We start from the raw sequence: 13,069 nt of genomic DNA, 5'->3' as shown, positions 1-13,069 counted from the left end.
TTCCGAAAATTATTTGGCCAATAGCAGGGAAATCTGCGGGAAGATAACAATTAGTACAAGCGCTATTACCATTAGAGCAAAGAAAGGCAGAACCCCTCTTACCACTTCCCCTACCTTCTCTCTTGTTATGCCGCTGACAACGAATAGATTTAATCCGACTGGAGGTGTGATCATAGCCAGTTCCATATTAATGGTCATGATGATCGCAAAATGTATGATGTTTATATCAAACATCACCAGAACCGGAAGCAAGATTGGCAGTGTAATTAAGATGATTGCTACCGCTTCCAGGAACATGCCCAGTACGAAGAACATCAGATTGACACCAATCATAAATATCCACTTATTAGTTGTGCTTTCTTCAATCCATGCAGCAAAACTCTGCGGAACTTGCTCTGTCGTCAAGAACATTCCGAATATCATTGCTGAAGCAATAACCAGGAATATCATGGACGTAATATTAATGGATTCCTTAAGTACCTCCCTAAATTTAGGGAACGTCATTTCTTTATAAATAAATACTGAAACAATAATTCCATAGAAACATGAGACAAACGCTGCTTCAGTCGGTGTTACAATTCCAGAGTATATTCCTCCAAGAATTATAACCGGAAGAAGAAAACCCCAAATGGCTTTATAAGTTTTTTTCCAGCGGACATTCATTGGCTCTTTAGGCAATTTACCATAGTTATTAATCCTTGCATTAACGATTGCAGATACAAGTAAAATACCGCCGAGCAATAAACCGGGGATAATTCCTGCAGCAAATAGTTTTCCTACAGACTCTTCTGCGACAGATGCGTAGATAATTAATGGGATCGACGGCGGAATAAGAATTCCAAGCGTCCCTGCTGCTGCGACTAACCCCATCGCATATCGCTTGCTATAACCAGCTTTAACCATTCCAGGAATCATAATGCTCCCAATGGCTGCTGCTGTAGCCGGGCTTGAACCTGAGATGGCGGCAAAGATCATACAAGCAAGGATCGTAACAACCGCAAGTCCACCGCGAATATGGCCAACCCATGATTTTAAAGCCTCAATCAGATGATATGAAATGCCGCCTTTTGACATGATGATTCCGGCAAATACAAATCCCGGAATAGCCATTAAAGTAGCGGAATTTAAAGAGTTAAACATTTTTTGGATAACTGTATAAAGAGTAAAATCGATCATTGATAAAGCCACGATACTGGATAGCCCCAAGCTTACTGCAATCGGGACCCTAATGAGACACAATATGGCAAAGACCAAAAATAAAACTAATACCGGGCTCATGCTCCTACTCCCTTCTGCTCAGCTTCTGTGTTCAATTCCTTCATTTCTTCATATAGATGTTCGAGTTCTCCTGTAATTTCACGTTTATCTCCTGTAAATGCCCTGTATGATTTGACAATAAAGTAAATCCCTAGCAAACTCATTCCTGCCGGCAAGACGAGGTAGGTAATCCAAAGCGGTATCCCTACATCGATAGTAGTGATGCCCTGCTGTTTTGAAAGCGTTATCAATTCAAGGGAAGAAAAAGCCAAATAAAAGGAGAAGCCAGCTCCTATAATATTGCTTATACCGGCAACGATTCTTTTTACTCCTTTCGGCAGCAAATCAAACAATAACTCTACTTGAATATGGCGGTTGTCCTTTAAAGCCATTCCAAAGCCGATAAATATGGCCCAAACGAGAAGAAATTCAAAAATCTCTGTTACCCATGCCTGCGGTGCATTTAGAACATATCTAGTAAATACACCATATAAACTGACAAGTACTCCTCCTATAAATAGCAATCCAGCTGCTCCCTCTTCGATGCGATCAAGCCATTTAAAGAGCTTCATACAATCAACTCCTCTTTTTGGATTGTATCCAATCCGTGCTTGGTTTCTTTTTCAATATACAAGAAATGAAAATAAAAATAAACAGAAAATTTTATTTTTTTATTATTTTTTGTGTATTCACAATATTCAATTGTTTTGTTATACTATTTTCATCAGCCTGTATTAGCACCTGGTCCAATCTTGTTTTGTATCCAAAATCCAAAAAGGAGGTCGAAAGGTGGTCTTTAAAAACAGGACTTTAGCATTAATCAAGAAAACCTTCATAAAATGTTTAAAGGGAACTGAAGCGAATCACGTAAATGTTGCTGTTGTCCAAAGAAAAAATCAGGTTGGCTCTTTACATAAGGTGCATGGAGGAGATGCTTCTTTATGAATGAAAATATTGGCTTTATCGGACTGGGAAAAATGGGTCTGCCAATGGCAAAGAATCTCCTTAAAAACGGATACCATGTTTTTGGAGCAGATGTAAATAAAAATGCATTAGAAGAACTCCAGGCATTTGGCGGAAATACCGGCAGCATGAAGGACTGGATTCATAAAGTGCAGTATATTGTGTTGATGCTCCCTTCCTCTGCCATCGTTAACAAAGTATTAGATGACATCATTGATGCAATATCTTCCGGCACTCGGAAAGATCAGAATTTGCTCATGATTATCGATATGAGCAGTTCTTATCCGGCTGAAACGAAAGAAAACAGTAAAAGACTGGAGCCCTATAATATAGGATTTGTTGATGCTCCTGTAAGCGGCGGAGTCAAAAAAGCAGCTGATGGGACATTGACGATTATGGCTGGCGGATTAGCTGAACATTTCGATAAATGTAAGCGTTTGCTAGGGGCCATGGGCAGCAATATTTCATTAGTCGGCCCATCCGGAAGCGGCCACTTAATAAAAGCAATTAATAATTACTTATCAGCTACCCATCTTTTAGCATCTTGTGAGGCTGTGCAATTGTTGGAGAACTTTGGTGTGGAACCTGAAAAGGCAATCAATGTCATTAATCAAAGTACCGGCAGGAGCGGCTCTACAGAATACAAGTTTCCAAATTTCATTTTGACAGAAACTTACAATTCAGGATTTTCTCTTGAACTGATCAAAAAAGACATAGGTATTGCTAATCAGCTTTTTAAGGATACAGATGCTGCCACTTCTTTGCCTCAAATTGTATATCAAAAATTCAGTGAAGCAAGCATTGCATTAGACAAAGAAGCTGACCATACAGAGATAAATAAATTTGTCTCTGCCTATTTATTAAAAAGGGGGATTTTAGATGAAGAAAATGAAGAAAATGTTCCTGGCGGCTCTGGCTCTGGTAATGATGTTTGCCCTGGCGGCGTGCGGCAATTCTGAGAAAACAGAAGGTTCAGGCGGCGGGGCAGAAAGCGATGGAGTTCAGGAGATAACAATTAAAATTTCTCATGTTGTTGCTGAAAATACACCAAAGCACCAAGGTGCCCTTAAAATGAAAGAAGTCATTGAGAAAGAATCAGACGGCAAGATAAAAGTCCAAGTTTACCCTAACAGCTCTTTATTTGGCGATAAAGATGAATATCAGAACCTGGTTGCTGATAATGTTCAATTCATTTTGCCTGATATGTCTAAGCTTGTAGGTAACGACCCTGGTTTTAATATCCCTGCCATGCCATTCCTTTTTGAAACTGATGAAGCAGCTAATGCCTTCTGGGATGGCGAAAAAGGGCAAGAAATATTTAAGCGCTTAGAAAAAGACGGTGTACTTGGTTTATCAATGTGGCCTAACGGGGCAAAACATATGACTAATGATAAAAAGCAAATCACGAAACCGGAAGATCTTAAAGGCATGAAAATCCGCACACAGGGCGGCCAATTACTGGAAGCGCTTTATGATGAGCTAGGCGCTGGATCTGCTTCCATTCCTTTTGGTGAATTATATACTGCGCTTCAGCAAGGAACTGTTGATGGACAGGAAAATACCTTCAGCAACATTGAGTCCAAGAAATTTGATGAGGTTCAAAAGTACATGACAGTTATGGGCCATACTCGTGTAGACTATGCGTTGCTGACAAACACTAAGTTCTGGGATAGCCTGAACGAAGAAACAAAAGCAATTGTACAAAAAGGTGTAGATGAAGGAACAAAACTGGCCAGAGAATCTGCCAAACAACTTAACGATGATGCTTTAGCTAAGCTCAAGGAAAATGGCCAGGTAGAAATTCATGAATTAACTGAAGAAGAAATTGAAGCATTCAAAGAAGCTCTTGCACCTGTTTACGATGAATATACAGAAGTGATCGGAAAAGATATTATTGAAGATGCAGAAAGCAAATAATAAGTAAAAGCCAAAAAAACAACCGCAGCCCAATGGGCCGCGGTTGTTTTTTTTGAAGCTGGTAAACATTATAAATCTTGCATCTGTCTATCAGACATCCCTGCTGTCTTCTAAATTAAACGAATCCCAGATTAAAATCTGGAATTCATTTAATTATATTATGAGTTAAACAGAAACCGCCTTTTTAAGCCTTCTGCAAATCTCATCTCCAACCTCTTCTGTTGAAGATGTTCCTCCAATATCAGGAGTTTTTATCCCATCATTTGTGACATCCTCGATTACATCAAGAAGCTTTTTGCCCAATTCTTCTTCACCAAAGTGATCCAGCAACATTTTGGCAGTCCAAATTTGTCCGATTGGATTGGCAATCCCTTTCCCTACGATATCAGGAGCGGACCCATGAACCGGCTCAAACATGGATGGATACTTTCCGTTAAGATTGATATTGGCTGCTGGAGCAATTCCAATGCTACCCATGATTGCGCCTCCAATATCGGTTAATATGTCTCCAAAGAGATTGCTCGCTACAATGACATCGAATATTTGAGGACGAGTTACAAAAAATGCAGCTAGTGCATCAATATGATATGAAGCGGTCTTAACATCCTGATACTCTTTCTTGACTTCATTGAATACTTCATCCCAGAATGGCATGGAATGGAAAATGCCATTAGACTTGGTAGCTGATGTCACATGGGCTCTCCTTTTCTTCGCGAGTTCGAAGGCATAGCGCATTGCTCTTTCTGTTCCTTTTTTTGTAAAAACAGCATTCTGGATGGCCAGTTCATCCTCACCTTTGTGAATTCTCCCTCCTACCTCACTATACTCTCCTTCACTGTTTTCCCGGACTACAATTAAATCAAAATCATTAGGGTTGACCAGAGGCGACTTTAACCCTTTAAAATATTTTGCAGGCCGAATATTAATAGATTGTTCAAATTCCCTTCTGATTTTAATTAACAGGCCCCATAAGGAAATGTGGTCCGGCACTAAAGCTGGATTACCTATGGCGCCAAGAAAAATAGACTCAAAGTTTTTTAAGGTTTGCAGGCCATCTTCAGGCATCATCTTCCCGTGTTCAATATAATATTCGCTGCTCCATGGAAAGGATTGAAATTCAAATTTTAACCCTCCATGTACTTCTGCAACCGTTTCTAATACCTTTAATGAAACTGGTACTACTTCTTTTCCGATCCCGTCTCCGGGTATTACGGCGATTTCATATTTTTTCAAAATCATACAGCTCCTTTATTTGTTTTTTGATTATAGTTTTCATATTTTGCAATCTCCTGCTGGTATAAATCGTCCCCGTTTGAATCATAAGCAACAAGCAAAGGAAAATCCTGAACTTCTAATCTTCTTATTGCTTCCGGCCCAAGGTCTTCATATGCAACTACCTGGACAGCTTTCACTCTCCTGCTTAAAATGGTTGATAAGCCACCAATCGCTGCAAAAGAAACAGCACCGTATTTTTTGCAGGCATCCTTGACTAAATCTCTTCTTGGCCCTTTGCCAATCGTTCCGACAACGCCATATTCGTACATTGCGGGTGCATATGGGTCCATTCTAAATGCAGTAGTCGGTGCCACCGGACCTATTACCTGACCAGGTTTTGGAGGACATGGACCTGCATAAAAGATGACTTCTCCTTTTAGATCCACTGGCAAAGACTGATTATTTTCAAGCAGCTCTATCATTCTTTTATGTGCAGCATCTCTAGCCATGTAAATGGTTCCTGAGAGCAGAATCGTATCGCCGATTTTCAATTTTTTAATGTCTTCCTTGGTAATAGGTGTTTGCAGCCTGTATTCCGGCAAACTGATCCCTCCTAACTTTTTGTTTATATAACAATTGTTTTCTTTCTTGCAGCATGGCACTGAATATTGACTGCAACAGGCAAAGCCGTAATATGGCATGCGTAGGTTTCAATAGGCACCCATAGGGCTGTGCTGGTTCCGCCAAGTCCCTGTGGTCCAATCCCTGTATCATTAATGGCTTCAAGCAATTCCTGTTCCAGCTCTGCAATGTGAGGGTCAGGATGATGAACACCGATTTCTCTTAATACAGCATGTTTCGCAAGAGAAGTCACTTTATCAAAACTGCCTCCAATCCCTACTCCTACCACAACGGGCGGACATGCCTTTCCTCCAGCTTCTTTGATAGTTTGAAGGACAAATTTCTTTACACCTTCAACACCTTCTCCTGGGAGCAGAAATTTCATGGCGCTCATATTCTCACTTCCGCCGCCCTTTGGCAGGACAGTAATTTTAATTTGATCACCAGGCACAATGTCCGTATGTACGACTGCTGGTGTATTATCGCCTGTGTTTACGCGCAGCAAAGGATCACCTACAACCGATTTGCGCAAATAGCCCTCTCTGTATCCAGTCCTTACTCCATCTTGAATGCTGTCAAGGTAATTGCCGCCTGTTATATGCACATCTTGGCCTATCTCTACAAAAACAACTGCCATCCCCGTATCATGGCAATAAGGCATGTGATTGGTTTTGGCTTCATCAGCATTTTCCAGGAGCTGCTGAAGAATGGATTTGCCGATCGGAGAAGCTTCTGTTTTTTCGGCACGCCTGAACCCTGCCAAAACATCCTCCGGCAAATAGTAGCAGGCTTCCCAGCAAAGCTTGGCAACGCTTTCAGTTAAAACCTCAGCATCTACAATCCTCATTTAATTCTCCCCTTTTCCCTCAATAAGCTTAATCAGGTTTTTTAAATCCTCTTGCGTATGTTCCATTAAGCTTTGTGCAGCTTTTTCAGGATCTCTTTCTCGAATAGCATTAACAATTTCTTTGTGCCCATTTAAAATGGTTTGTCCGCGTTCGTTGCCCTCAATATTCAAAAGCCTATAATAATAAGTTAGAGAATGAAGTTCATCCACCAGTTTTTTTAACCTTATATTGTCGCTTATTAAAATGATTTGCTCATGAAACTTTGTGTTCCACATTACGGTTTCTTCCTTATCATTTTGTTTGATAGCAGTTTCTGTTCCAGCTAAAATTCTTTCCAGTTCTGCTATTTGCGACTCGGTTGCACGCTCTGCTGCCAAAGACACAGCAGCGGATTCAAGCGAAATCCTGCAGCCATATATATCTTTTACATCTTTCAGCGTAGGCTTATATACAGTTATCTGCGCCTTTTCATCCATGATCAATAGGCCCTCATTAATTAAAGTACGGATCGCTTCCCGCACGGGGCTTCGGCTGATGGAGAATTGCTTGGCAAGCTGGGTTTCGTATAACCGGTCTCCTGGTTTATATTCTCCGTGCCAAATTCGCTCTTTTATTGTCTGTTGAATTTGCAGGTAAAATGGAGGTGCCTTCTCAAGAGGTTTCTGACTCACATTTGCCCCCCTTTCATTTAAAGGAAAGATAACTTGTCGGCTGTCGACAGGATAAGTTTTATAATAGTATTAATTATCTAAAAATTAAATTAAGGAAACACCATTCTTCTTTACCTTTGCAGAATGGTGTTTCATAACTGGAAGTAAGGCTAATGTAATTACTCTTCTATTCCCATTTCCTTGAAAATTTCCTGGGCAGTCTTAAAGCTATCCAATGAAGCCGGTACTCCGCAATAAATGGCAGTCTGTAAAAATATCTCTTGAATCTCTTCTTTTGTTACACCATTATTGATGGCACCGCGTAAGTGAAGCTTTAATTCATGGGGGCGATTTAACGCAGTCAGCATTGCTAAGTTGATCATGCTTCTCGTCTTCTTAGGCAAACCTTCTCTAGTCCAAATTTCTCCCCAGCAATACTCCGTCACTAATTCCTGAAGAGGCTTTGTAAAACTGGTAGCATTTTTAATTGAGTTATCAACATATTCAGCCCCTAAAACATCACGCCTCACTTGCAATCCTTCATCAAATTTCACACTCATTTTATATCCTCCTTTATTTAATGTTTTGGCTCTTTTCCCATAAATTGTTGCTTTTCAGCTATTTATGTTGTTCGTTGTTTTCCGCTCCGGGCACTCAGCGAACAGCGGGCGGTCCAACGCTCCTCGACGCATTCGCGCCTGCGGGGTCTCCCGACGACACGCTTTTCCCGCAGGACTTTGAATAAGCTCCCTTGAATAAACACCGCACGAAGAAAATGCGATAGCATTTTCGAGGAGCTTGTGCCCCCCGCTCCAATCAGCCTAATGCTAGAATCAACATTGAGCATTAACACACCCTATGTTTTAAAAAGAATGTACCTAACGCGATTGCCACCGCCTGCCCCATTTCATCTATTATTCTGCACTCGGAAACAACTGTGCTTTTTCCTAAATGAACGATTACAGGTTTTGCATACAACTTTTCCCCTTTGCCAGGTTTGATATAATTCATTTTCAATTCCAAGGTGTAGACTTGAGAATCCTTTGGTATCTTGGTCATTATGTGGAAACCTATTGCCACATCTGCCAATGTGTAGAGAGCCCCTCCTTGGGCAACATCATATGTATTAGCGTTCTGCATACCCAATTTCATGCTCATTTCTCCATTTTCTTCAAAGCCGATGCCTAAGAGCCTGCCTGTATAATGAAGCTCCTTTTTTGATCCTTTAAGCGCCTTGATTACATGTGAAACTTGATCTAATTCCTCGCTTGAAAGATTCTCCATTTCTTTTAAGATATCACTGGCAGCTGTCATGGTGTTAATTGGCAGTCCTCCTCTCTTATTCCTTGATTATTTAACCACCTAATATTAGGATACTGGATCCAATAAAAAACGTCTATACTTTTCTGAATCTTTTTAATAATTCATAAAATGTTTTATATAATAAAACAAAATAAGCTTTTGTACTATTAAATTATTAATATTTATGATACAATAAAAATTATTATAGGTAAAAACTATAAACTGTATATAAGGGTGACATTTAGATGGATATAAAACAATTAGAGGTTTTTAATACGATCTATAAACATAAAAACTTTTCAAATGCAGCGAAAGAGCTTTTTATTTCACAGCCTACTGTAAGCGCTCACATAAAAAGTTTAGAGGAAGATTTAGGGCTTCAGCTGTTTAACAGAAAGAATAAAGCGATGGGCAACTTAACGGATGCAGGTAAAATTCTCTATCAGTATTCCACTCAGATTCTTTCCCTTGTCAAAGAGGCCGAAGCATCACTGGCCAATTATAAACATGGCCAAACAGGTTCATTGTCTTTGGTTACTTCGCATTCGTTTTGCTATTGGGTGTTGCCTAAAATATTAGAGAATTTTAGTCACTTGTATCCGTCAGTAGATATTATTCTTCATACCGAATTCACACCCAAAATGATAGAAATGGTTTATAACCGTGAAGTACACTTTGCGATCGCAAGAACGAGCACGCCTGACTTCAGCGACGACCTCCTTCATAGTGAACTCATTGGACAGGATCCTTCTGTTTTTGTTGTTTCACCGCATCATCGATTTGCAGAGGCTACTAGTGTATCAATTGAAGATATTATTCAAGAACTATTTATCGTCTACGGAAAAAAATCAAGCTTCTGGCCGCAAATTGAAAGTATATTTACCAATATGGGCTACATCCTTAAAACAGGAATGGAATTGAATGATATCAATGCAGTCAAGAAAATGATTGAAATCAACATGGGCATTTCCATTTTGCCGCAAATTTCGGTCCAAAATGAGCTTGAAAACGGAACCATTAAAATGGTTAAAGTTGAAGACTTTCCCCAAATCATGCGGTACTCAAATTTAATATACCAAAAAGATTTAATCATGACAGGAGCTATTGAAAATTTCGTTAAATTCATTCATAATACCAAGCCTTATTCCTTGGAAGGACACAGTTAAAAACCAGCCGGGTCCCTGTTGTAGCAGGGACCCGGCTGGTTTTTAACTATTTTTCACTTTAATTCCAGGAGTTTTTGTAATGAATCCCCATAAATCTTGTGAATGTTGAAGAACCCTTTCACCAAGCTGCCTGGCCAGCATACTCTCGGAACCAAATTCATCGCGCCAGGACCACAATCGTCTGGTGAATTGGTGCAAAGGATGTTCGTCTGTAAAACCCATTGCGCCATGTACCTGATGGGCAATCCGGGAGCCGGCGTCTGCTGCATCACCAAGCTGGATTTTTGCCATGCCAGTTTCATCCTTGCTAACCTTTGAATCAATATTTGAGATGATAAAATCGGCAACAGCTAAAGATGCTGCTGTTTCACCAGCTAAAACAGCAAGCTTTTGCTGAACAGCCTGGAATTTGCCAATGGGCCTTCCGAATTGAGTTCTTTCTTTTGTATAAGCAACCGACAGCTCCAAAGTTCTTTCCAAGGCACCGGCCATCAGCATTACCCTTGTTAAGATTGCCAAATCAATAAATTCACTTACCGCTCCTTTATCTATTTCCATGACCTCATGATCATTTAGACGGATTTGGTTAAGAAGTACTTCATCCCGAGGATCACCTGCCAGGTTCTCATGGTGGCGGACTTCACAAATGTCTAATGATACATTCGCAATCATTCTCTTATTCTCAAAGGTTTTGCCTAAGACTGTAATGGTTTTGGCATTTCTGGCCCATGGAACATATTTGGCTGTGCCAGATAGTACCCAGCCAGATTTAGTCCGGTCAAAATCAATATCATTTTCAAAAGAAAACGTACTAATTTGATCTTTTATTGGCAATCCGCTTTTTTCCAGCGCGATATTAGAGAGAATATTTTCAGCTAATGGCACAGGGGCAGCATAGTATCCCACGATTTTGACCAGTGCCATAAAGTCGCCTAAATCACCTCCGGCCCCACCCTTCTCTTCATTTATTCCTACTGCATTTACGCCCAGCTCTTCAAGTGTCTTCCACAGTTTTGCCGGGAAATCGCCTTTTTCTGCATCTGTAACTAACTCCTTTGTGCAAAGATCTTTTAATACCTTGCTAACCGTATCCTCCAGTATAGACCGTATTTCACTCATCGAACCCCCAACCCCCTTGCAATAATCCCACGCAGTATTTCTGTCGTTCCTCCCCGCAGAGTAAATCCTGGGGCATGAAGAATGGCCTGTGCCAATAAGGCATCAAATCTTGATTCTGCCGTTACGGAAGGATTGCTTGGAATCAGCAGCCTTGCTACTTTAATAATTTCGTTTTCATATTCTGTTCCCAGGTCCTTTACAAGGGCTGCTGCGATTTCCGGTGATTTTCCCTGTTCAAGCAAACCGGCTACACCCAAAGACATTTTGCGGAGTGTCCATAACCTTGCAACAAGACGTCCAACGGCAATTTTGGCATAATCGCTGTCAGAATCTGAAAGCCTTCTCACTAACTCTTCCAGCAGCGGGTAGGTACTCAAAAACCGTTCAGGTCCGCTGCGCTCATATGCAAGCTCTGCCAGGCTTTGCTTCCAGCCTTCCCCTTCTTTCCCGATTATCATATCCTCCGAAACCTCAACGTCTTCCATTATGACTTCGTTAAAATGATGCTCCCCTGTCATTAAGTGGATCGGCCGGATCGTTATCCCTGGTGCAGAAAGATCCAGCAGAATTTGGCTTAGCCCCTCATGTTTTTTATCTCCTAAAGGGGCAGTGCGGACTAATGTAATCATATAATGTGCATGGTGGGCTCCACTGGTCCATATTTTGCTTCCATTAATAATCCATTTATTGCCGGACTTCTTGGCCCTGCTGGAAACGGAAGCAAGGTCTGATCCGGAATTAGGCTCACTTAAGCCAATGGCAAAAAAGATTTCACCTTTTGCAAGCAATGGCAGAAACCGCTGTTTTTGCTCTTCCGTTCCGTAACGGAGCAATAAAGGTCCGGTTTGCCGGTCCCCAAACCAATGTGCTGCAACTGGCGCACCTGCAGCAAGAAGCTCTTCAGTTACCACAAAGCGTTCTAATGCTGATCGTTCATGGCCTCCGTATTTTCTGGGCCAAGTCATGCCCAGCCAGCCTTGTTTACCGATTTTACGGCTGAATTCTGCTGAGTAGCCTCCCAGCCAAGTGTCACACTTTGACTCATAGCTTCCCTGGATTCTTTCCTTATATAAAAACTCTCTTATTTCCTTACGCATATATTCAGTTTCTTCCGGTAAATCGATACTGGGCAGAGTTAATTCCTTCAAAATCATTCCTCCAATATTCTAAAGAGTCAAAATATCTACTGGATTTCGCTTCCTTTACCTGCCTCTAAACACAGGTTTCCGTTTTTCCTTAAATGCTGAAAGTGCTTCATTGCGGTCTTCAGTTTTCAGCAATCTATCATATGCTTCAGCTTCAAATTGAAGTCCCTCTTCCAATGTCACTGACCGGCCGAAATTGATTGCCGCTTTCGATTCCCGTACAGACAAAGGTGCATTCTGATTAATTTCCTCCGCTATTTCCAGGGCCCTTTCCAAAACTGGCTTTTCTCCAACAGTCTCATTGATCAAGCCAATGCTTAAAGCCCTTTCTGCAGTGATCTTTTTGCCGGTGAGGATTAGCTCCTTTGCATATAAATCACCAACAGCTCTTAGTAGCCTTTGTGTTCCGCCAACGCCGGGAATGATTCCTATCTTTACCTCAGGCAGGCTAAATAAACTATGTGAAGCTGATATTCTTACATCACAGGCGAGGGACATTTCGAGTCCCCCGCCTATGCATAAACCATTAACAGCTGCAATGACAGGCTGGGGAAGGGCTTCAATTTCCAAGTAAGTTTGCCTTGCTTTTTCCAGGTAATCCTGAACTTCCTGTGAATCCATGCTAACCCTCTCTTTTAAATCTGCACCAGCTGTAAAGGCTTTGGATCCGGAACCTGTAATAATAACTGTTTTATAGAAGTTAGAATCCTTAATCTTGATCAGCGAATCATACAGCTGCAAGAACGTTTCATAATCAAGTGCGTTATAGCCATTTTCCCTATAAAGCTGTAAGATTGCCGTCTTGCCATTTTCCCGAAAAATAACGCTCAATATACTTCACTTCCTTGATTCCTTGTTTGTAAAAC

The 13,069-nt window shown here is 40.9% G+C and carries 14 protein-coding genes; 3 read left to right on the top strand and 11 right to left on the bottom strand.

The genetic code is table 11. The features are described 5' to 3' along the window. Nucleotides 1-9: 9 nt before the first annotated feature. Both L634_RS0106885 and L634_RS30735 read right to left on the bottom strand, forming a co-directional pair. On the bottom strand, nucleotides 10-1,278 hold the full coding sequence (locus L634_RS0106885) for a TRAP transporter large permease (protein ID WP_026581817.1): 1,269 nt from the start codon (nucleotides 1,276-1,278) through the stop codon (nucleotides 10-12). Continuing rightward, entirely contained in the window at nucleotides 1,275-1,829 is a 555-nt protein-coding gene (locus L634_RS30735; protein WP_051428272.1) for a TRAP transporter small permease, read from the bottom strand. The genes L634_RS0106885 and L634_RS30735 overlap by 4 nt, the downstream gene beginning before the upstream one ends. A gap of 369 nt (nucleotides 1,830-2,198) precedes the next feature. Here L634_RS30735 and L634_RS30730 point away from each other — a divergent pair, with 369 nt between their 5' ends. After that, entirely contained in the window at nucleotides 2,199-3,179 is a 981-nt protein-coding gene (locus L634_RS30730; RefSeq protein WP_051428271.1) for an NAD(P)-dependent oxidoreductase, read from the top strand. Further along, a complete protein-coding gene (locus L634_RS0106865) occupies nucleotides 3,100-4,137 on the top strand; it encodes a DctP family TRAP transporter solute-binding subunit (protein ID WP_026581816.1) in 1,038 nt (345 codons plus the stop codon). Before L634_RS30730 ends, L634_RS0106865 begins: the two co-directional genes overlap by 80 nt. 165 nt (nucleotides 4,138-4,302) lie before the next feature. On the opposite strand, the gene L634_RS0106860 is transcribed toward L634_RS0106865, so the two are convergent. The 6 genes from L634_RS0106860 to L634_RS32205 form a co-directional block, all read right to left on the bottom strand. Further along, nucleotides 4,303-5,376 (bottom strand): tartrate dehydrogenase, encoded by a 1,074-nt coding sequence (locus tag L634_RS0106860; RefSeq protein ID WP_232233721.1) that lies wholly within the window; start codon nucleotides 5,374-5,376, stop codon nucleotides 4,303-4,305. Next, on the bottom strand, nucleotides 5,373-5,954 hold the full coding sequence (locus L634_RS30725; protein ID WP_051428270.1) for a FumA C-terminus/TtdB family hydratase beta subunit: 582 nt from the start codon (nucleotides 5,952-5,954) through the stop codon (nucleotides 5,373-5,375). Before L634_RS30725 ends, L634_RS0106860 begins: the two co-directional genes overlap by 4 nt. Nucleotides 5,955-5,977: 23 nt before the next feature. Continuing rightward, nucleotides 5,978-6,820 (bottom strand): fumarate hydratase, encoded by an 843-nt coding sequence (locus L634_RS0106850; protein ID WP_026581814.1) that lies wholly within the window; start codon nucleotides 6,818-6,820, stop codon nucleotides 5,978-5,980. After that, complete coding sequence (locus L634_RS0106845) at nucleotides 6,821-7,492, bottom strand: GntR family transcriptional regulator (RefSeq protein WP_026581813.1); 672 nt, start codon at nucleotides 7,490-7,492, stop codon at nucleotides 6,821-6,823. It lies immediately after the preceding gene. Between the two features lie 158 nt (nucleotides 7,493-7,650). Further along, nucleotides 7,651-8,031 carry a 4-carboxymuconolactone decarboxylase gene (pcaC, locus tag L634_RS0106840; protein ID WP_026581812.1) on the bottom strand — a complete coding sequence of 127 codons (381 nt, stop codon included), beginning with the start codon at nucleotides 8,029-8,031 and terminating at the stop codon, nucleotides 7,651-7,653. 286 nt (nucleotides 8,032-8,317) lie between these two features. Next, a complete protein-coding gene (locus L634_RS32205; protein ID WP_051428269.1) occupies nucleotides 8,318-8,785 on the bottom strand; it encodes a PaaI family thioesterase in 468 nt (155 codons plus the stop codon). A 233-nt stretch (nucleotides 8,786-9,018) separates the two neighbouring features. On the opposite strand from L634_RS32205, the gene L634_RS0106830 reads away from it, so the two are divergent. Beyond that, the gene (locus tag L634_RS0106830; protein ID WP_026581811.1) at nucleotides 9,019-9,939 is read left to right on the top strand and encodes a LysR family transcriptional regulator; all 921 of its coding nucleotides are present in this window, start codon (nucleotides 9,019-9,021) and stop codon (nucleotides 9,937-9,939) included. A 42-nt stretch (nucleotides 9,940-9,981) separates the two neighbouring features. Here the strand turns inward: L634_RS0106830 and L634_RS0106825 are convergent, their stop codons facing one another. From L634_RS0106825 to L634_RS0106815, 3 genes are read right to left on the bottom strand one after another with little or no spacing between them, the layout of a single operon-like run. Continuing rightward, complete coding sequence (locus tag L634_RS0106825; protein WP_026581810.1) at nucleotides 9,982-11,058, bottom strand: acyl-CoA dehydrogenase family protein; 1,077 nt, start codon at nucleotides 11,056-11,058, stop codon at nucleotides 9,982-9,984. Next, entirely contained in the window at nucleotides 11,055-12,212 is a 1,158-nt protein-coding gene (locus L634_RS0106820; protein ID WP_034262152.1) for an acyl-CoA dehydrogenase family protein, read from the bottom strand. Before L634_RS0106820 ends, L634_RS0106825 begins: the two co-directional genes overlap by 4 nt. 48 nt (nucleotides 12,213-12,260) lie before the next feature. After that, complete coding sequence (locus L634_RS0106815) at nucleotides 12,261-13,034, bottom strand: enoyl-CoA hydratase-related protein (RefSeq protein ID WP_026581808.1); 774 nt, start codon at nucleotides 13,032-13,034, stop codon at nucleotides 12,261-12,263. Nucleotides 13,035-13,069 lie beyond the last annotated feature (35 nt).

This window comes from Bacillus sp. J33 (assembly GCF_000518885.1).
Lineage (GTDB): Bacteria > Bacillota > Bacilli > Bacillales > Cytobacillaceae > Cytobacillus.
The sequence above is the reverse complement of the archived record's forward strand: the minus strand, read 5'-3'. Positions and strand labels throughout refer to the sequence as shown.

Excerpts from the sequence above, each read along its gene's own strand:
- L634_RS0106885 (WP_026581817.1), bottom strand. The coding sequence starts at position 1,278 with ATGAGCCCGGTATTAGTTTTATTTTTGGTCTTTGCCATATTGTGTCTC.
- L634_RS30735 (WP_051428272.1), bottom strand. The coding sequence starts at position 1,829 with ATGAAGCTCTTTAAATGGCTTGATCGCATCGAAGAGGGAGCAGCTGGA.
- L634_RS30730 (WP_051428271.1), top strand. The coding sequence starts at position 2,199 with ATGAATGAAAATATTGGCTTTATCGGACTGGGAAAAATGGGTCTGCCA.
- L634_RS0106865 (WP_026581816.1), top strand. The coding sequence starts at position 3,100 with ATGAAGAAAATGAAGAAAATGTTCCTGGCGGCTCTGGCTCTGGTAATG.
- L634_RS0106860 (WP_232233721.1), bottom strand. The coding sequence starts at position 5,376 with ATGATTTTGAAAAAATATGAAATCGCCGTAATACCCGGAGACGGGATC.
- L634_RS0106850 (WP_026581814.1), bottom strand. The coding sequence starts at position 6,820 with ATGAGGATTGTAGATGCTGAGGTTTTAACTGAAAGCGTTGCCAAGCTT.
- pcaC (WP_026581812.1), bottom strand. The coding sequence starts at position 8,031 with ATGAGTGTGAAATTTGATGAAGGATTGCAAGTGAGGCGTGATGTTTTA.
- L634_RS32205 (WP_051428269.1), bottom strand. The coding sequence starts at position 8,785 with ATGACAGCTGCCAGTGATATCTTAAAAGAAATGGAGAATCTTTCAAGC.
- L634_RS0106830 (WP_026581811.1), top strand. The coding sequence starts at position 9,019 with ATGGATATAAAACAATTAGAGGTTTTTAATACGATCTATAAACATAAA.
- L634_RS0106825 (WP_026581810.1), bottom strand. The coding sequence starts at position 11,058 with ATGAGTGAAATACGGTCTATACTGGAGGATACGGTTAGCAAGGTATTA.
- L634_RS0106820 (WP_034262152.1), bottom strand. The coding sequence starts at position 12,212 with ATGATTTTGAAGGAATTAACTCTGCCCAGTATCGATTTACCGGAAGAA.